Annotated in this window: 16 protein-coding genes; 11 read left to right on the plus strand and 5 right to left on the minus strand. The window is 71.4% G+C overall.

Annotated features, from left to right (window positions below):
• Positions 1-44: 44 nt before the first annotated feature.
• Positions 45-1,145, minus strand: a complete 1,101-nt coding sequence (locus tag ACFC06_RS01055; RefSeq protein ID WP_375926276.1) for an AI-2E family transporter — start codon at positions 1,143-1,145, stop codon at positions 45-47.
• A 161-nt stretch (positions 1,146-1,306) separates the two neighbouring features.
• Between ACFC06_RS01055 and ACFC06_RS01060 the strand changes: the two genes are divergently transcribed.
• From ACFC06_RS01060 to ACFC06_RS01070, 3 genes are all read left to right on the plus strand, one after another.
• Positions 1,307-1,774, plus strand: coding sequence for a Fur family transcriptional regulator (locus ACFC06_RS01060; RefSeq protein ID WP_375926279.1), 468 nt, complete (start codon positions 1,307-1,309; stop codon positions 1,772-1,774).
• Positions 1,771-4,002, plus strand: a complete 2,232-nt coding sequence (gene katG, locus ACFC06_RS01065) for a catalase/peroxidase HPI (protein WP_375926282.1) — start codon at positions 1,771-1,773, stop codon at positions 4,000-4,002. Before ACFC06_RS01060 ends, katG begins: the two co-directional genes overlap by 4 nt.
• Positions 4,003-4,125: 123 nt before the next feature.
• The gene (locus ACFC06_RS01070) at positions 4,126-4,752 is read left to right on the plus strand and encodes a hypothetical protein (protein WP_375926285.1); all 627 of its coding nucleotides are present in this window, start codon (positions 4,126-4,128) and stop codon (positions 4,750-4,752) included.
• Between the two features lie 9 nt (positions 4,753-4,761).
• On the opposite strand, the gene ACFC06_RS01075 is transcribed toward ACFC06_RS01070, so the two are convergent.
• Positions 4,762-5,133 (minus strand): DUF664 domain-containing protein, encoded by a 372-nt coding sequence (locus ACFC06_RS01075; RefSeq protein ID WP_375935117.1) that lies wholly within the window; start codon positions 5,131-5,133, stop codon positions 4,762-4,764.
• A 99-nt stretch (positions 5,134-5,232) separates the two neighbouring features.
• Here ACFC06_RS01075 and ACFC06_RS01080 point away from each other — a divergent pair, with 99 nt between their 5' ends.
• The 6 genes from ACFC06_RS01080 (at position 5,233) to ACFC06_RS01105 (ending at position 10,769) form a co-directional block, all read left to right on the plus strand.
• On the plus strand, positions 5,233-5,421 hold the full coding sequence (locus tag ACFC06_RS01080; protein ID WP_375926288.1) for a DUF1918 domain-containing protein: 189 nt from the start codon (positions 5,233-5,235) through the stop codon (positions 5,419-5,421).
• 110 nt (positions 5,422-5,531) lie between these two features.
• Positions 5,532-6,953, plus strand: coding sequence for an FAD-dependent monooxygenase (locus tag ACFC06_RS01085; protein ID WP_375926290.1), 1,422 nt, complete (start codon positions 5,532-5,534; stop codon positions 6,951-6,953).
• 110 nt (positions 6,954-7,063) lie between these two features.
• On the plus strand, positions 7,064-7,717 hold the full coding sequence (locus tag ACFC06_RS01090; protein WP_375926293.1) for a fasciclin domain-containing protein: 654 nt from the start codon (positions 7,064-7,066) through the stop codon (positions 7,715-7,717).
• Between the two features lie 116 nt (positions 7,718-7,833).
• The gene (gene sigK / locus ACFC06_RS01095) at positions 7,834-8,475 is read left to right on the plus strand and encodes an ECF RNA polymerase sigma factor SigK (protein WP_375926296.1); all 642 of its coding nucleotides are present in this window, start codon (positions 7,834-7,836) and stop codon (positions 8,473-8,475) included.
• Positions 8,472-9,197 carry an anti-sigma factor domain-containing protein gene (locus tag ACFC06_RS01100; protein ID WP_375926299.1) on the plus strand — a complete coding sequence of 242 codons (726 nt, stop codon included), beginning with the start codon at positions 8,472-8,474 and terminating at the stop codon, positions 9,195-9,197. Before sigK ends, ACFC06_RS01100 begins: the two co-directional genes overlap by 4 nt.
• A 51-nt stretch (positions 9,198-9,248) precedes the next feature.
• Positions 9,249-10,769 (plus strand): molybdopterin-dependent oxidoreductase, encoded by a 1,521-nt coding sequence (locus ACFC06_RS01105; RefSeq protein ID WP_375926302.1) that lies wholly within the window; start codon positions 9,249-9,251, stop codon positions 10,767-10,769.
• Between the two features lie 10 nt (positions 10,770-10,779).
• Here the strand turns inward: ACFC06_RS01105 and ACFC06_RS01110 are convergent, their stop codons facing one another.
• Positions 10,780-11,421 carry a hypothetical protein gene (locus ACFC06_RS01110; protein ID WP_375926305.1) on the minus strand — a complete coding sequence of 214 codons (642 nt, stop codon included), beginning with the start codon at positions 11,419-11,421 and terminating at the stop codon, positions 10,780-10,782.
• Between the two features lie 140 nt (positions 11,422-11,561).
• On the opposite strand from ACFC06_RS01110, the gene ACFC06_RS01115 reads away from it, so the two are divergent.
• Positions 11,562-14,684 carry a BTAD domain-containing putative transcriptional regulator gene (locus ACFC06_RS01115; protein ID WP_375926308.1) on the plus strand — a complete coding sequence of 1,041 codons (3,123 nt, stop codon included), beginning with the start codon at positions 11,562-11,564 and terminating at the stop codon, positions 14,682-14,684.
• Positions 14,685-14,694: 10 nt separating this feature from the next.
• Here the strand turns inward: ACFC06_RS01115 and ACFC06_RS01120 are convergent, their stop codons facing one another.
• On the minus strand, positions 14,695-15,402 hold the full coding sequence (locus tag ACFC06_RS01120) for a cutinase family protein (RefSeq protein ID WP_375926311.1): 708 nt from the start codon (positions 15,400-15,402) through the stop codon (positions 14,695-14,697).
• A 69-nt stretch (positions 15,403-15,471) separates the two neighbouring features.
• Positions 15,472-16,011, minus strand: a complete 540-nt coding sequence (locus ACFC06_RS01125) for a nitroreductase/quinone reductase family protein (RefSeq protein WP_375926314.1) — start codon at positions 16,009-16,011, stop codon at positions 15,472-15,474.
• 121 nt (positions 16,012-16,132) lie between these two features.
• Between ACFC06_RS01125 and ACFC06_RS01130 the strand changes: the two genes are divergently transcribed.
• Complete coding sequence (locus ACFC06_RS01130; protein WP_375926317.1) at positions 16,133-17,140, plus strand: alpha/beta fold hydrolase; 1,008 nt, start codon at positions 16,133-16,135, stop codon at positions 17,138-17,140.
• Positions 17,141-17,163 lie beyond the last annotated feature (23 nt).

Here is a 17,163-nt window from a genome sequence, read left to right on the forward strand (position 1 = left end):
CCCCCAACAGAGTACGGCCCCGCGCGAATTGGACACCGTCGAAACTAGGCGGGGGCCTTCACCTCCGGGTCCGGGTCGTCGGTCACCGGGTCGAGCGGCGGGGCGGTGACGGCGTCGATCTGCTCGCCGATATAGCGCAGGACCACCGCGATCATCGCCACCACCGGCACCGCAAGGAAGGCGCCGGTGATCCCGTAGAGCGAGCCGCCCGCGGTGACCGCGAGCAGCACGATCACCGCGTGCAGTTCCATGCTCCGGCTCTGCAGGACCGGCTGGAGCACATTGCCTTCCAGTTGCTGCACCGCGATCACGATGCCGAGCACGATCATCGCGGTGGTGAACCCGTTGCCCACCAGGGCCACCAGCACCGCGAGCGCACCGGCGACGAACGCGCCGACCATGGGCACGAAACCACCGATGAACGTGATCACCGACAGCACCATGGCCAGCGGCACGTCGAGGATGAACAGCGCCGCGCCGATGCAGACCGCGTCGACGAAGCTGACGACGGCCTGGGTGCGGATGAATCCGCCGAGGGTGGCCCAGACCCGTTCCAGCACGGCCTCGATGTGGCGGCCGCTGCCGCTGCCCAGCACCGAGTGCATCCAGGGCAGCAGGCGCGGGCCGTCCTTGAGGAAGAAGAACACCAGCACCAGGACGAGGAACAGGGTGATCAGCATCGAGGTCGCGGTCGAGACGCCGGTGAACACACCGTTGGCGATCTGCGTGCCGCTGGATTGCAGGCGGTCCACGATGGCGTCGACCGCCGAATCGAGCTGCTCGTCGCGGATCTGCAAGGGCGGTCCCTGGATCCAGTCGCGGACCTGGTTGACCCCGGCGGTCGACTTGTCGGCCAGTTCGGGCGCCTGATCAGCGACCGAGGGCACGATGAGCGCGACGACCCCACCCACGATCGCGAGGAAGCCGAGCAGCGTGACGGCCGCGGCCAGTGCCGGGGGGAATTTGTGGCGGGTGAGCCAGCGGGTCGGCGGCCACAGCACGGTGGCCACCACGATCGCCAGCGCCACGGGCAGCAGCACCACCCAGAACCGGGCGACGATCGAGCCGAGCACCCACGCGCCCGCCGCGATGGCGACGATGCACAGCGACCACTTGGCCAGCCACAGCAACCCCCCTCCGATCACATCCCCGCGGTCGCGCCGCGGTTTTCCGTTCGACTGCGTCTCATTGGTCGTCTTCACCGGCCCGGTCACGCTGCCAGTCTGGCATGCGCGCCGCCGCCGATGACACCGACCGCACCCGCGGCATCCTTGACTCGTTCCAGAATGCGGAGAACACTGCGAGCGTGCCCTCGGACGTGGGATTCCAGCAGTTGCTGCGGGATGCGTCGTTGCGTGTGACAGCCCCGCGGGTGGCGGTGCTGAGCGTGGTGCACGAGCACCCGCACACCGACACCGACGCGATCGTGCGCGCGGTGCGTTCCCGGCTGGCCACGGTCTCGCGCCAGGCCGTGTACGACTCGCTGCACACCCTCACCGCTGCGGGCCTGCTGCGCCGTATCCAGCCCCGCGGCCTGCTGGCCCGCTACGAGACCCGCGTCGGTGACAACCACCATCACCTCGTCTGCCGTGCGTGCGGGGCGATCGCCGATGTCGACTGCCAGGTCGGCGCGGCACCCTGCCTGACCGCCGCCGACGACCGCGGCTTCGTCATCGACGAGGCCGAAGTCCTCTACTGGGGGCTGTGCGCCGAGTGCGCCGCTTCCGGCAACGACCCTGCTCACAGCCCGCTCGACCCGTCCAGGAAGGAATGACCATCGTGACCTCCGACAGCCGACCGCCCGATCCGGACACCCACACCCAGAGCACCAGCGAGAGCGAGAACCCGGCGATCCCCGCGCCGACCCCGCAGCCCGACCGCCGCCCCCGCACCATCGAGGACTGGTGGCCCGAGCAGATCGACGTCTCGGTCCTGCACGCGCACTCGTCGAAATCCAATCCGCTGGGCGAGGACTTCGACTACGCCACGGAATTCGCCCGGCTCGATGTCGAGGAGCTGAAGGCCGATGTCGCGGCCGTGCTCACCGATTCGCAGGACTGGTGGCCCGCCGACTACGGCAACTACGGCGGCCTGTTCATCAGAATGAGCTGGCACGCGGCCGGCACCTACCGCATCGCGGACGGCCGCGGCGGTGGCGGCCAGGGCGCCCAGCGCTTCGCGCCACTCAACAGCTGGCCCGACAACGCCAATCTCGACAAGGCCCGCCGCCTGCTCTGGCCGGTCAAGCAGAAGCACGGCAACAAGATCTCCTGGGCCGACCTGCTGGTCTTCGCCGGCAATGTGGCACTCGAGGAAATGGGTTTCCAGACCTTCGGATTCGGTTTCGGCCGCCCCGACATCTGGGAGCCCGAGGAGGTCTTCTGGGGGCCGGAGGACACCTGGCTCGGCGACGAGCGCTACAGCGGTGACCGCGAACTGTCCGGCCCGCTCGGCGCGGTCCAGATGGGCCTGATCTACGTGAATCCGGAAGGGCCCAACGGCCGCCCGGACCCGGTGGCCGCGGCCCGCGACATCCGCGAGACGTTCGGCCGGATGGCGATGAACGACGAGGAGACCGCCGCGCTCATCGTCGGCGGCCACAGTTTCGGCAAGACCCACGGCGCGGGGGACGCCTCGCTGGTCGGTCCCGAACCCGAGGCCGCCCCGCTCGAGCAGCAGGGCCTGGGCTGGAAGAGCGCCTACGGCACGGGCAAGGGCAAGGACGCCATCACCAGTGGTCTCGAGGTGGTCTGGACGGCGACCCCCACCCGGTGGAGCAACGGATTCCTGCAGAACCTGTACGGCTTCGACTGGGAACTCACCCAGAGCCCGGCCGGTGCCTGGCAGTGGAAGCCGAAAGACGGTGCGGGCGAAGGGCTGATCCCCGACCCCTTCGACGGGCCAGCCCGCACACCGACCATGCTGACCACCGACCTGTCACTGCGCGAGGACCCGATCTACGGGCCGATCACCCGCCGCTGGCTCGACCATCCCGAGGAACTGGCCGAGGCCTTCGCCAAGGCCTGGTACAAACTCCTGCACCGCGACATGGGCCCGATCAGCCGCTATCTCGGACCGTGGGTGCCCGAACCGCAGCTGTGGCAGGACCCGGTGCCCGCCGTCGAGCATCCGCTGATCGACGATCAGGACATCGCGGCGCTGAAGAAGTCCGTGCTGGAATCCGGGCTGTCGGTCACCCAGCTGGTCAAGACCGCGTGGGCGTCGGCGGCGAGCTTCCGCAGCACCGACAAGCGGGGTGGGGCCAACGGCGCCCGGGTGCGGCTGGAGCCGCAGCGCAGCTGGGAGGTCAACGAACCGGCCGAGCTGGCGCAGGTGCTGTCGGTGCTCGAGCGGATCCAGCGGGAGTTCGGGTCCGGGGGCAAGCAGGTGTCGCTGGCCGACCTGATCGTGCTCGCGGGATCGGCCGCGGTCGAGAAGGCGGCGGCGGACGCGGGCGTGGACGTCACCGTGCCGTTCCACCCGGGCCGCACCGACGCCACCCAGGACGACACCGACGTGGACAGCTTCGCCGTGCTCGAACCGCGCGCCGACGGGTTCCGCAACTACGTGCGCACCGGTGAGAAGGCCCCGCTCGAGCGGCTGCTGCTCGACCGCGCCTACCTGCTCGACCTCACCGCGCCCCAGATGACGGTGCTGCTCGGCGGCCTGCGCGCCCTGGGCGTCACCCACGGCGACAGCGACTACGGCGTGTTCACGGATCGTCCCGGCGTGCTGACCAACGACTTCTTCGTCAACCTGCTCGACCGGACGATCGAATGGAAGCCGTCGGAGTCCGTCGACAACCTCTTCGAGGGCGTGGACCGCCGCACCGGCCGGGTGCGCTGGACCGGCACCACCAACGACCTGCTCTTCGGCTCGCACTCCCAGCTGCGGGCCGTGTCCGAGGTGTATGCCCAGACCGACGCGCGCGAACGGTTCGTGCGCGACTTCGTCACCGCCTGGGTCCAGGTCGCCGACAACGACCGGTTCGACCTGCGCTGACCCCCGCCGAGCCCGGGCCCGCCGAATCCCGGCGGCCCGGGCTTTCGGCTGTCCAGGGGCTGCGTAGCCGGGTGCGCAGGGGGTATCAGCCACACATCGCTGTTGTCGATGATCGGAGGCATCATGAGCTACATCGACGAGAAGGTCCCGGACGACCGGGGCGGGCGGCTGCGCATCCCGCGCAGCCGGGGCGCGGTGGGCGGTCTGGTGGTCCTGCTGCTGGGACTGTGGGGCGCTCTCATCCCCTTCATCGGTCCGTACTTCGATTTCGCCTTCACCCCCGACGACCCCTGGGTGTGGACCTCGGCGCGTGGCTGGCTCGAGGTACTGCCGGGTGTGGTCGCGATCGTGGGCGGGCTGCTCATGCTGATGAGCAGGAACCGGGTGGTGGCCGGTTTCGGTGGCTGGCTCGCGGTGGCCGCCGGGGCCTGGTTCGTGATCGGCCCGTTCCTGGCCGACCTGTTCCGTCTCGGTGACGTGGGCACCCCCGTCGCCACGGGCGATTTCAAACGCGCCCTGCTGAACCTGACGTTCTTCTACGGGCTGGGCGCGCTGATCGTGTTCTTCGCCGCGAGTTCCCTGGGCCGGCTGTCGGTGCGCAGCGCACGCGATATCGCCTTCGCCCGCCGGGAGGCGATCACGAGCACCGGTGGTGAGCGTGTGGTCGAGGAACAGGTGGTCGTCCCCGACGACACGGCCACCCACGGCAGGCACCTGCGCAAGCCCGACATGCGGCACCGTCCGGTCTGAGAACCGGGGTCAGCCGGCCGCGGTGATCTGCTCGCGCAGGATGTCGCCGTGGCCGGCGTGGCGGGCGAATTCGGCGGTCATGAACACGTAGATCCAGCGCACGCTGACCACGCCCACGCGCGGATGTTCGCGGAGGGCGTCGAGGGGGACAGCCGCCGCGACCGCGCGGGATCTCGCGCTCGCGCGCTCGAATTCCGCGATGACCTCGTCGACGGTCTCGGTGTCGTCGACGTGGAATCCGCCGTGTTCCCAGAGCGGTCCGTCGCAGTCGCGGTCGGCGAGCCGCCCGAGGGTGCGCTGGAACCACATCCGCTCGGCGAACGCGGCGTGCTTGACCAGGGTGATCGGAGTGGTCAGGGAGGGGACGAACCGATTCCGAATCCAGCACCCACGGCACCCGGCCGCGCCTCATACTGGTTGGCGCAAGGTGACTGCTCGACCGATACAGACACTGTTCGCCGGTGAGAGGGAGGTTGCTCGATGCACGCCAATGTTGGCGATCGGCTCGTGGTGCACGGCCGCACGGTCGGCCGGACGGATCAGACCGGGGAGATCGTCGAAATCCGCGGAAGCGACGGCGCGCCACCCTATGTGGTGCGCTTCGAAGACGGCCACGAAGGTCTCATGTTTCCCGGCCCCGACAGCGTGATCGTCCCCCAGGGCACCTGAGGCTCGCCGCCGGAATATCGCTTGCGGCGGCGTCCCGCGGTACCGCACACTGGGCGGCCGAGGCCGGGACCTGCGCAAACCCGGATGCTGAACGAGCGGACGGGTGATTCATGTTCGAGGTGGTCATTGCCGGAGGCGGGCCGACCGGGGCGATGCTGGCGGCCGAGCTGCGGTTGCACGGGGTGCGGGTGCTCGTGGTGGAGAAGGAGACCGGGCCCGGACCGTCGACCCGGATCGTCAGCCTGCACGTACGCAGCCTCGAGCTGATGGCGATGCGTGGGCTGCTGGAGCGGCTGGTCGCCCGGGGGCGGCGACGGCCGGTCGGGGGCATCTTCGCCGGGATTCCCGCACCCGCGCCCGCGGGGCTGGAAGACGCGTACCTGCTGGGGATTCCGCAGCCGGTGATCGATGAGGTGCTCACCGAACACGCGCTCGCGCTGGGCGCGGAGGTCCGGCGCGGATGCGCGGTGGCCGGATTCGAACAGGACGAGGACGGGGTGACCGTCGAGCTCGCCGACGGGCAGCGGGTGCGCACCCGGTACCTCGTCGGCTGTGACGGCGCCCGCAGCACGGTGCGCAGGCTGCTCGGTGTCGGGTTCCCCGGCGAACCCGCCCGCAACGACACCCTGATGGGCGAGCTGGAAGTGGGCGTGGCGCCCGAGGAGATCAGCGCCGCCATGGCCGAGCTGGGCCGCACCACGCGTCGCGTCACGCTGCGGCCCTTCGGCGAGGGGATCTACAGCGTCATCGTTCCCGCCGAGGGCGTCGACGAGGACCGCGCGCAACCGCCCACCCTGGCGGACTTCCAACGGCAACTACGTGCCCACGCGGGAACCGATTTCGGCGTGCACTCCCCGCGCTGGCTGTCGCGGTTCGGCGACGCCACCCGCCTCGCCGACCGGTACCGGGTCGGCCGGGTGCTGCTGGCGGGCGACGCGGCCCACATCCACCCGCCCATCGGCGGCCAGGGCCTGAACCTGGGCGTCCAGGACGCGGTGAATCTCGGCTGGAAACTGGCCGCCCGGGTCCACGGGTCGGTCTCCGACACCCTGCTCGACACCTACGAAACCGAACGGCATCCCGTGGCCGCCGCCGTTCTGGACAACACCCGCGCCCAGACCGAACTGCTGTCCACCGAACCGGGCGCGCGGGCCGTGCGCGCACTGCTCACCGAGCTGATGGACATCGACGCGGTGAACCGCCGCCTGATCGACAAGATCACCGCCGTCGACATCCGCTACGACCTCGGCCCCGGCCCCGACCTGCTCGGCCGCCGGCTGCCCGACCTCGCCCTGGGCGAGGGCAGCCTGTTCGACCGGCTGCGCCACGGCCGCGGCACCGTCCTCGACCGCACCGCGGGCCTGTCGGTCGACGGATGGTCCGGCCGCGTCGACCTGCTCACCGAACCCACCGCCGCCCTGGACGCCCCGGCCGTGCTGCTGCGCCCCGACGGGCACGTCGCCTGGATCGGGGACGACCAGCAATCCCTGAACGAGCAGCTCGTGCGCTGGTTCGGCCCACCGTCGGACTGATCTCCGACGAATCGTCGGCTGCGAGCCATCCGGTGTGGTGGGCTGGCCGAACTCCGTGACATCCCCTCGCCGCGGCGCTTCGCCGCCAGTACGGAAGTGACGGAAAAACCATGCGAACCCTGCGCAGTACTCTCCTGGCGGCAGCGCTTCTCGGCTCGGTGCTCGGCGCCGCCGCCTGTTCCGACGACGACTCCACCACCTCGACCACCTCCTCCGCCTCGATGACCTCGATGCCGATGACCTCGGCACCCACCACCGGCGACGCCGCCGCCGGGCTCGTCGGCGCCGGGTGCGCGGAATACGCCGCCCAGGTGCCCAGCGGACCCGGCTCGGTCAGCGGCATGGCCCAGGACCCGGTGACGGTCGCCGCCTCCAACAACCCGATGCTCACCACGCTCGTGGCGGCCGTCTCGGGCCAGCTCAACCCCGAGGTCAACCTGGTCGACACCCTCAACGGTGGCGAGTTCACCGTGTTCGCGCCCGTCGACTCGGCGTTCGCGAAGATCGACCCGGCCACCATCGAATCGCTGAAGACCGATTCGGCCACTCTGACGAAGATCCTCACCTACCACGTGGTGCCGAACCAGATCGCGCCCGCCGACATCCCCGGCACCCACAAGACCGTCGAGGGCGCCGACGTGACGGTCACCGGATCCGGTGACACACTGAAGGTCGGCGAGGCGAACGTGATCTGCGGCGGTGTCCGCACCGCCAACGCCACCGTCTACATGATCGACAGCGTGCTCATGCCGCCCGCGTCGTGACGCGGACCATCGCGGCGCCGAGGGCGGGAACGCCGGGGAAGAAATTCCCCGGCGGCACCCATCCGGGCCTGGGAGCAGGCCGAAATCCCTCTCATGCCGACGTCAGGGACGACACGATGACCGACCGGCCGGGCACCGCACCGATCCGTTTGCGTGCGGTCGATCCGGCACCCGCCTGTCCAGCGGGGCCCCGCGACCATGCCGTGCAAGCCGAGCTGGTGGGGTTGCTGGGCCGGGTCGCCGACCGGGACCGGACCGCCTTCGCCGAGTTCTATCGCGCGACCAGCCCGCGTGTGTTCGGGCTCGCGTTACGGGTGGTGCGCAATCACGGCGCCGCCGAGGACGTCACGCAGGAGGTGTTCCTGCAGGTCTGGTCGCTGGCCGCCGGCTACGACCCCGGCAAGGCCAGCCCCATCGGCTGGCTGATGATGCTCACCCACCGCCGCGCGGTCGACCGGGTGCGCGCCGAACAGTCGGCCACCACCCGTGACCTGGTGTTCGGGCACGCCCACCTGGGGCGCGACCACGACAGCGTGGCCGAGGCGGTCACCCAGCGCCTCGACGAGCAATCGGTCCTGGACTGCCTGCACACCATGACCGAGCTGCAACGCGAAGCGGTCGCCCTGGCCTACTACAGCGGCCGCACCTACTCCGAGGTCTCCGAGACCCTGGACGTGCCGCTGCCGACGGTGAAGAGCCGGATCAGGGACGGCTTGAAACGACTAGAGAACTGCTTGACCGGAGGAAACACCCGATGAGCGAGACAGATCGGCAGACCCCCTGGTCCTGGCTCGACGACGCCTACCCGTACGCCCTGGACGCACTCGACCCGCAGCAGCGCCGCGCCGTCGACGACCGGCTCGAGGCGGCAGGCCCCGAGGAGGCCGAACAGTTCCACACCGCCGTGTGCCGCATCCAGGAAACGCTCGCCTCGCTGACCGTGGTCGACTCGGTGCCCCCACCGGCCCGGCTCGAAGCGGCCCTGATGCAGGCGCTGGACCGGCTCGACCCGCAGGTCCGTCCGCTGATCCGCCGCGACAGCCGGTGGCGCCTGCGCTGGCTGACGGTGGCCGCCGCCGCCATCATCGCCGTGGGGGCCGGGGCCGGGATCGCGGTGGTGATCGACCGGACCGGTGACAAACCCGAGACCCTCACCGCGCAGCAGGTGCTCGAGGAACCCGACAGCCGGTCGTCCTCGGTGCCCATGACCGGTGGCGGTGAGATGACGGTGCACCAGTCCACCGCGCTGGGTGCCGCGGCGGTCTCGCTGGGTGACATGCCCACGCTGCCCGCCGACCGCGCCTACCAGCTGTGGCTGATCCCCGACGACGGCACCCCGCGATCGGTGGCGCTCATGGACGGCCGGACCTCGGTCGTCACCCCGGTCGCCGGCACCGACACCCTCGCGGTCACAGTCGAACCGGCCGGTGGCTCGCCGGGACCGACCACCTCCCCGATCGTCAGCATGGTGGTCGGCTGACCCGTCCCGTGACGGGCCATGCCGGCACCCCGAGAAAACAGGAGTGACAGCATGGTTCGCACACCGGGTCGCACCGGAGCCGCGGTCGCCGCGACGGCCGCCGCGGCGACGGTGCTCGGCGTGGGCCACCTCGTGGCCGCGCTGGTGGACCCGAACGCCTCCCCGTTCTACGTCCTGGGCGCGACGGTCATCGACCACACCCCGAAGTGGTTGAAGGACAATGCGATCCGCTGGTTCGGCACCAACGACAAACTGGCGCTGGCCATCACGATGGCGGTGGTCATGGTGCTGGCGGCCGCGCTCATCGGCCAGCTCGCGCGCCGCAGCCCGGCGCTCGGGGCGGGCATCCTGGCCGGGCTCGGTGTCGCGGTGGCCGTGCTGGCGCTGCTGCGGCCCTCCGCGACCCCGGGTTTCGCGATTCCCTCGCTGGTGGGTGCCGTGGCGGGCGCCGCCGCGCTCTGGCTGCTCTTCCGTGCACCGGCCGATCACCCGTCGGGCGAGGGCCCGGCCCGGCGCACCTTCCTGCTCGCCGTGGCCGGTGTCGCGGCCGGTGCGGCGGCCGCGGGCGCGGCGGGCCGATTCCTCGGCAGCCGCCTGCGCGACATCACCGCCGACCGGGCGGCCTTCGTGCTCCCGCCCGTCGCCGATCCCGCCCCGCCGGTGCTGCCGGAGATGGATCTCCCGGTCTCGGGGCTGACCCGTTTCGTCACCCCGGCCGACGAGTTCTACCGCATCGACACCGCGCTGCAACTGCCCGCGCTGACCAGGGCACAGTGGCGGTTGCGCATCCACGGCATGGTGGACCGCGAGCTCGAACTCGACTTCGAGGACCTGCGTGCCCGCCCCGCCGTCGCGGCCACGATCACCCTGACGTGCGTGTCGAACGAGGTCGGCGGCGATCTGGCGGGCACGGCGACCTGGACCGGCTACCGGCTCACCGACCTGCTCGCCGACGCGGGACCGTCCTCTGAGGCCGACATGATCCTGTCGCGCAGCGTGGACGGCTTCACCGCGGGCACCCCGCTCGACGCGGTACTCGGCAACCCGGACGCCCTGCTCGCCGTCGCCATGAACGGTGCCGCCCTGCCCGTCGCCCACGGCTATCCGGCGCGGATGGTCGTGCCCGGCCTCTACGGATACGTCTCGGCCACCAAATGGGTGGTCGACCTGGAGGTCACCCGCTTCGATCGGGCCCGCGCGTACTGGACCGAACGCGGCTGGGCCCCACGGGCACCCATCAAGACCGCGTCCCGGATCGACGTCCCGGCCGCCTTCGCGACCCTGCCCGCCGGACCGGTGACGGTCGCCGGAGTCGCCTGGGCGCAGGGCCGCGGGATCACCGGCGTGGAAGTCCAGGTCGACGACGGTCCCTGGCGGCCCGCCACGCTCGCCACCGCCTACTCCCTCGACACCTGGCGGCAGTGGACCTGGATCTGGGACGCCCCGCCCGGCACCCACACGCTGCGCGTGCGCGCCGTCGACGGCACCGGCGCCGTCCAGACCGAGGCCCGCGTCACCCCGTTCCCCGACGGTGCCACCGGTCGGCACAACCGTGTGGTCACCGTACGCTGAGACAACCGGGTCAGGCGGTGGTGGTGTGCCGGATGACGATGTCGCCCAGGGAGTTCCGCGCGTACACCGCGACGGTCTCCGTGGCACCGGACTCCGCGATCGGCCCCATCCGATTCCGGATGGTGCCCAGCAGCGCGGTGGTCTCCAGCCGGACGGCACTGCCGGGATGGATACCCACCTCGAGCTCGCCGACGGAGGTCTCCAGACGTAGTTCGCCCCGGGTCGCTTCGCCGATCCGGACATCGCCCTTGGCGGTCTTCGCGGTCACCGACTCCGCCGGACGGTCGATCGTGATGTCACCCAGGGACACCGTCAGATCGCAGCGACCGATGTCGCCCGTGGCCAGTACCTGTCCGACGCCGGTGGTGCTGGTCAGCGTGGAGCCGGCGGGCACCTCGATGTGCACGGCGATGGTCGGGTTGCCGCCGAACGGGGTGTTGGTGCGCCACGATTTGGGGGTGGTGACGCGCAGGACACCGTCGGTGTAGTCGACCGTGGTGTTGTCGGCGGCGCGCACGTCGGCCTTGGCGGACGGGTCGGCGGGCCGGACGATCACCACGCTGTCGGTGCGGTCGGTGGCGACGACGGTGAGGTCGCCGGACAGCAGTTCGACGGTGACGGCGACGGGCCGCGGGGTCGGGAAGGTGGTCACGGTGTGCTCCTCGGTGCTGGATGTTCGGTACGGGAACCACTGTCACCCCTGCGGCTGATATGTCCCTGACACCGCGCTGACGCCCGTGCCGACACGATGTCGGCCGACGGATCAGCGGGCGGGCCGGGCACAATGGGCGCGTGCAGATCGGGATGCTCGGACCGTTGGAAGTCCGCACGGACGACGGTGGATCCACGGAAGTGCCGGGCGCCCGCCTGCGGGCCCTGGTGACCGCGCTCGCCCTCGACCCCGGCCGGGCCGTCCCGAAGACCACGCTGGTCGACTGGATCTGGGGCGAACAGCCCCCCGCCGACGCCGCGAATGCCTTGCAGGCGTTGGTCTCCCGAGTACGTCGCGTGCTGCCCGCGGGCTCCCTCGACGCGCCCGCGGGCGGCTACCGCCTGCTGGTGGACCCCGACGCCGTCGACGCCGTGCGCTTCGAACGGCTCCTGGAGCGGGCACGCGGCGCCGACGACACCGAACGGACGCGACTGCTGCGCGAGGCCATGGGGCTGTGGCGCGGCGCGCCCCTGCCGGATCTCGGCGACGCCGCCGTCCCGGTGATCGCCCGCTTCGAGGGACTGCGCCTGGCGGCGCTGGAAGACCTGTACGAAGCCGAGATCCGGCTGGGTCGCGGCCCGGAACTCGTCACCGAACTGACCGACCTGCTCGCCCGCCACCCCCTGCGGGAACGGCTCGCCGGTTCGCTCATGCGGGCACTGGCCGCCGCGGGCCGGGGCGCCGAGGCACTGACCGTCTACCAGCGCCTCCGCGAAGAACTCGCCGACGAACTCGGCGCCGACCCCACCCCGGAACTCTCCGCGCTGCACGTCGCGCTGCTGCGCGGCGAAGTCGGGGCGCGCGACGAACCGCCCACCAACCTGCGCGCCGAACTGACCAGTTTCGTCGGCAAACACACCGAGATCGCCGTGGTCCGCGAACTCCTCGCCGCCCACCGGCTCACGACCCTGACCGGGCCCGGCGGCTCGGGCAAGACCCGGCTCGCGGTGGAATCCGCGCGCACCGTGCTCGGTGACCTGCCCGACGGTGTCTGGCTGATCGAACTGGCGGGCACCACCGGCGGCACCGACCCGGCCCACCAGGCGCTCGCCACACTGGGCCTGCGCGACGCCCTGCTCGGCAGTCCAGCGCACGCCGACCCGATGGACCGGCTGATCGCGGCACTGCGCGACCGCGAAACCCTGCTCGTCCTGGACAACTGCGAACACGTCGTCGAATCGGCGGCGGCCTTCGCGCACCGCGTGCTCGGCGCATGCACCCGGGTGCGGATCCTCGCGACGAGCCGCGAACCCCTGGGCATCACCGGGGAGGCGCTGTGGCAGGTCGAGCCGCTGGGCCTGCCCGCCCCGGGCGCGGCGGTCGAGCAGATCGAATCCTCCCCGGCGGTCGAGTTGCTGCGCGACCGGGCCGGGGCGGTCCGCCCGGATCTGCCCGGCGACCCGGAGAGCCTGGCGGTCATGGCACGGATCTGCCGGGCGCTCGACGGGATCCCGCTGGCCATCGAGCTGGCCGCGGCCCGGCTGCGCACCCTGTCCCTCGACCAGCTGGCGCACCGCCTCGACGACCGGTTCCGGCTGCTCACCGGCGGCAGCCGCACCGCCATCGCCCAGCACCGCACCCTGCGCGCGGTGGTCGACTGGAGCTGGGAACTGCTCGGCGAGCCCGAACGGCAGGTGCTGCGCAGGCTCGCGGTGTTCTCCGGCGGCGCGAGTCTGGAAGCAGCCGAACAGGTCTGCGCGGGCGGGGACGTCGAACCGTGGGAGGTGCTCGAGCTGCTCACCGCCCTCACCGAGAAGTCTCTGCTGCAGGCCACCACCGACGGCAGCCCACGGTTCCGCCTGCTCGAGACCATCAAGCGCTACGCTGCCGACCGGCTCGCCGAATCCGGCGACACCGAGAGCGCCCGCCGCGCGCACCTCGACCACCTCACCACCCTGGCCGCCACCGCCGAACCCCACCTGCGCCGCGCCGACCAGCTCGAGTGGCTCGCGGTGCTCGCCGCCGAACACGACAACATCACGACCGCCCTGCGCGGCGCGCTCGCCGCCGGTGACGCGCCCGGCGCCATGCGGCTGGCCGCGGCGGCCGGCTGGTACTGGTGGCTGGCCGGTCACAAGGGCGAGGGCGCCGACCTGGTCGTCGCGGCCGCGGAACTGCCCGGTGAGGTCGACGACGAGACCAGGGCGCTGGTCTACGGGCTGATCGTGCATTTCGCGAGCTCGGGCCGCAAGGACGAACAGCAGGTCGCGCAATGGATCCGCGCCGCGCGGCGCTTCGGTCGCGACACCGCGAACCCGCATCCGGCGCTGCGCTTCACCGTCGCCCTGGAACGCATGCTCGACGGACCCGCGGAATTCCTGCCCGCCTTCGAAGCCCTGCTGACCGACGACGATCCCTGGGTGCGCGCCCTGGCACGCCTGCAACTGGGCAAACTCCGCACCGTGCTCGGCCACGACGGCCCCGAACCCGACGAGTACCTCGCCGCGGCACTGGACGAATTCCGCGCGATCGGTGAACGCTGGGGCATGTCCTTCGCGCTCACCGAACTGGCGAACCGAACCGCCCAGCGCGGCGAATTCGACTACGCCATCGCCCTTTTCGACGAAGCGGTGGCGGTGGTCACCGAGGTCGGCGCCGACGAGGACGCGGTCGGCATGCGCGCCCGGCAGGCACAGCTGTACCACCTGCTCGGCGACCACGATGCGAGCGCGGCCGCGCTCGCCGACGCCCAGCGCCTGGCCGACCAGAACGGCTGGCCGACCGCCCGCGCCGAAGTCGCCCTCGCCCGTGCCGAACTCGCCCGCTGGACCGACGACCCCGCCCTGGCCCACGAGCAGATCGCCCTTGCTTGCACGCTCCTCGGCCCCGACGCCGACGAGCCGGTCCACCAGGCGATGACGCACACCCTGCTCGGCTACCTCGCCGAGGACCTCACCTCAGCACGCGCCCACCACGCCACCGCCTACACCGCCGCCACGACGGCAGGCCACGCACCCTTGCTGGCCACCGTCCTCGTCGGCCTGGCCGATCTGACCCTCCGCCACGACGAGCCGGAACGCGCCGCCCACCTGCTCGCCGCGAGCACCACCATCCGTGGCCTCCCCGACCTTTCCCACCCCGACGCGCTCAGAATCGAACAGTCGGTGCGGGAACGGCTCGGCGACACCGCTTTCCGCGCGGCCACCAGGGTGGGCTCGACGGCCGACCCGGCGGAACTGGCGGTGCTCACCCTCGCGCGTTGATCGGCGGGGGTCAGCGCAGCTGTTCGGCCACGAACGCGGCGGCCTCGTCGCGGTTGCCGTTGACGAAGTACAGGAAGTGGCCGTAGCTCAGGGCATTGCCGAAACCGGCGGCGGGGTCACCGCCCGCGCACACACGGTCGCCGCTGCTGCAGTAGTCGTGCAGGCGGTCGGCGAATTCGGCGAGGGCGCCGGTGGGCAGGGGACCGGTGCCGGAGAGGGCGGGGTCGGCGGTGCCGCGGTTGTAGGGCTCGGCGCCGTTGTGCAGGGGGCTGCCGAACAGGGCGACGGCGTCGATGCGGGCGGCTGCCCGGTCGGTGAGCGCGGCGCGGTCGGCGAGGGTGTTGCCGATGACGCGGGCGCCCTGCGAGTACCCGAGCAGGACGAGCTGCTGTTCGGGGCAGGCGGCGGCGGTGTCGTTGAGCAGCGCGGTGAGGTTCTCGACACCGCGCACGCTGCTGTCGGGATTCATCGAGGCGGGGTACTCCAGCTCGGCGACCGTGGCGGTGCGGCCGGACTCCTGGGCGATCCGCTTGCCCAGGGGAGTGAGCAGCAGGCTGCCCGACTGCGGTTCGAGGGTGCCGCGCACGGTGACGACCCGGAGCTGCGCGCACTCACCGGCATTCGCGGTGGGCTCGGCGGTCGCGGCGGGGAGGGCGGGCAGTGCCATCGCGGCGGCTGTCACGGCGGCGGAGAGCAGGATTCGGGATCGACCACGCATCCGCCCACTGTAATGCGTGCGCAGGCCCTCGCGGCAGGGGCGAATCGTGCCCGACCCCACCGCGCGTCCTCAGTCGAGGTCGATGGCGACGGCGCGCCCGGTGCGGAACCAGTAGTCGTGCAACTCCCGGATCTTCGCGCGCGACGGCAGTCCCCGCAGATGTATCAGGCATTCGCCGAGATCCAGCGGAACCACGGTGTCGCACAGCAGAGTTCGCGCGGTCGCGAGCTCGCCGGGATCGGTGATCTCCCGTGCCGTGCCGTGATGGATGCCGTCGGGCAACCGCACGGTGACCGCCGGATCGGCCCGGATATTGAGCAGCCACGCGTTCACCGCGCCGGGCCGCTCGACGGTGATGTTCGGTGGCATCAACTGCACCAGATAGGCCCGGTCGCCGTCGCGCAGTACGCGCACGCACTTCGGTCGCGGTTCCCCGGTCCTGCGCCCGGTGGTGGTGAGCACGCCGTAGCCACGCGGCACATGGATCCGGAACAGCGGCCGCATCGCATCGCTGAGCAGCTTGCCGTGGCGCGCGGTGCGGATCAGCCGGCCGTGCTTGCCCAGGGCGGCCTGCGCCTGCGCGCGCCGAGCCTGCTGGTCTGCGTCCATCACTCCATGATGCGCCCGGTGCGGACCACGCACCAGCAACCATTTGCCGAAACGGCAATTTCGCTTGCCGCCTTGCCGTGAACGAGGTGACGCTGGACCGAACCCCGACCCGAGGAAGCCGATGACCATCACCTCGTCCGTCCATTCATCGAGAATCCCACGCGCGCTGGGCATCACCCTGCTGGCGCTGCTGCTCACCGTCTCCTGTGGCACCACGTCCACCGAGGCCGTTCCCGGCTATGCGGCTGCGACCGCCGGTGACCCCGAATTCGCTGCCTTCCGCCACGAATTCGCCGAGATCGACGGCGTCCGAATGCATTACGTGACCGGCGGCAGCGGCTCGCCGGTCGTCCTCCTGCACGGCTGGCCGCAGACCTGGTACGGCTGGTGGGAGATCATGCCCGAGCTCGCCGAACACCACACCGTCTACGCCATCGACCTGCCCGGCCTCGGCGACAGCACCGGAACCCCGATCGGTTACAGCACAGCCACGCTGGCGCGCTACGTCCACACCCTCGTCGCCGAACGGCTCGGCCTGCGGGACGCGGCCGTCGTCGGCCACGACTTCGGCGCCGCCGTCGCCTTCCACTACGCCGCGCAGTTCCCCGCCGACACCGCCCGCCTCGGCTACCTCGACCTGCCGCTGCCCGGCCCCGCGGTCGACGCGGCGACCTATCGCACGATGAGCTGGCACATCGCCTTCCACGCCCAGCCCCGCGTACCCGAAGCCGTGGTCGGTGACGACGTCCGCGACTACCTGGCGCTGTTCTATCCGCAGGTCTCCTTCGGCGGCACGGCTTTCGGCGGGACCGGCCAGGATTCGCCGTTCACCACCGCCGATCTCGACGAATACACCAGAACCTATGGCAGACCGGAGAACCTGACCGCCGGGTTCGAGCTGTATCGCGCGCTGGAGGCCGATGTCCGCGAGGGCGTCGAGGCCGCGCCGAGCGCCGTCCCGACCCTGGTCATGACCGCCCAGGGCCAGCTCGATCCCGTCCGCGCGAGCATCGCCCCGCGCCTGACCCGGATCGTGCGGGCGGTGGACGTACCGCGCGCGGGGCACTGGCTCGTCGAGGAGAACCCCGGATTCGTCACCGCGGAACTGCTGGACTTCCTGCGCGAGTGAGCGGGCAACGGGATCGTCATGTC

The organism is Nocardia sp. NPDC056064 (assembly GCF_042266925.1).
In the GTDB taxonomy this organism is placed as follows: Bacteria; Actinomycetota; Actinomycetes; order Mycobacteriales; family Mycobacteriaceae; genus Nocardia.

Coding starts and splice junctions, on each gene's coding strand:
- katG (WP_375926282.1), top strand. CDS start 1,771: ATGACCATCGTGACCTCCGACAGCCGACCGCCCGATCCGGACACCCAC.
- ACFC06_RS01070 (WP_375926285.1), top strand. CDS start 4,126: ATGAGCTACATCGACGAGAAGGTCCCGGACGACCGGGGCGGGCGGCTG.
- ACFC06_RS01080 (WP_375926288.1), top strand. CDS start 5,233: ATGCACGCCAATGTTGGCGATCGGCTCGTGGTGCACGGCCGCACGGTC.
- ACFC06_RS01085 (WP_375926290.1), top strand. CDS start 5,532: ATGTTCGAGGTGGTCATTGCCGGAGGCGGGCCGACCGGGGCGATGCTG.
- ACFC06_RS01090 (WP_375926293.1), top strand. CDS start 7,064: ATGCGAACCCTGCGCAGTACTCTCCTGGCGGCAGCGCTTCTCGGCTCG.
- sigK (WP_375926296.1), top strand. CDS start 7,834: ATGACCGACCGGCCGGGCACCGCACCGATCCGTTTGCGTGCGGTCGAT.
- ACFC06_RS01100 (WP_375926299.1), top strand. CDS start 8,472: ATGAGCGAGACAGATCGGCAGACCCCCTGGTCCTGGCTCGACGACGCC.
- ACFC06_RS01105 (WP_375926302.1), top strand. CDS start 9,249: ATGGTTCGCACACCGGGTCGCACCGGAGCCGCGGTCGCCGCGACGGCC.
- ACFC06_RS01120 (WP_375926311.1), bottom strand. CDS start 15,402: ATGCGTGGTCGATCCCGAATCCTGCTCTCCGCCGCCGTGACAGCCGCC.
- ACFC06_RS01125 (WP_375926314.1), bottom strand. CDS start 16,011: ATGGACGCAGACCAGCAGGCTCGGCGCGCGCAGGCGCAGGCCGCCCTG.
- ACFC06_RS01130 (WP_375926317.1), top strand. CDS start 16,133: ATGACCATCACCTCGTCCGTCCATTCATCGAGAATCCCACGCGCGCTG.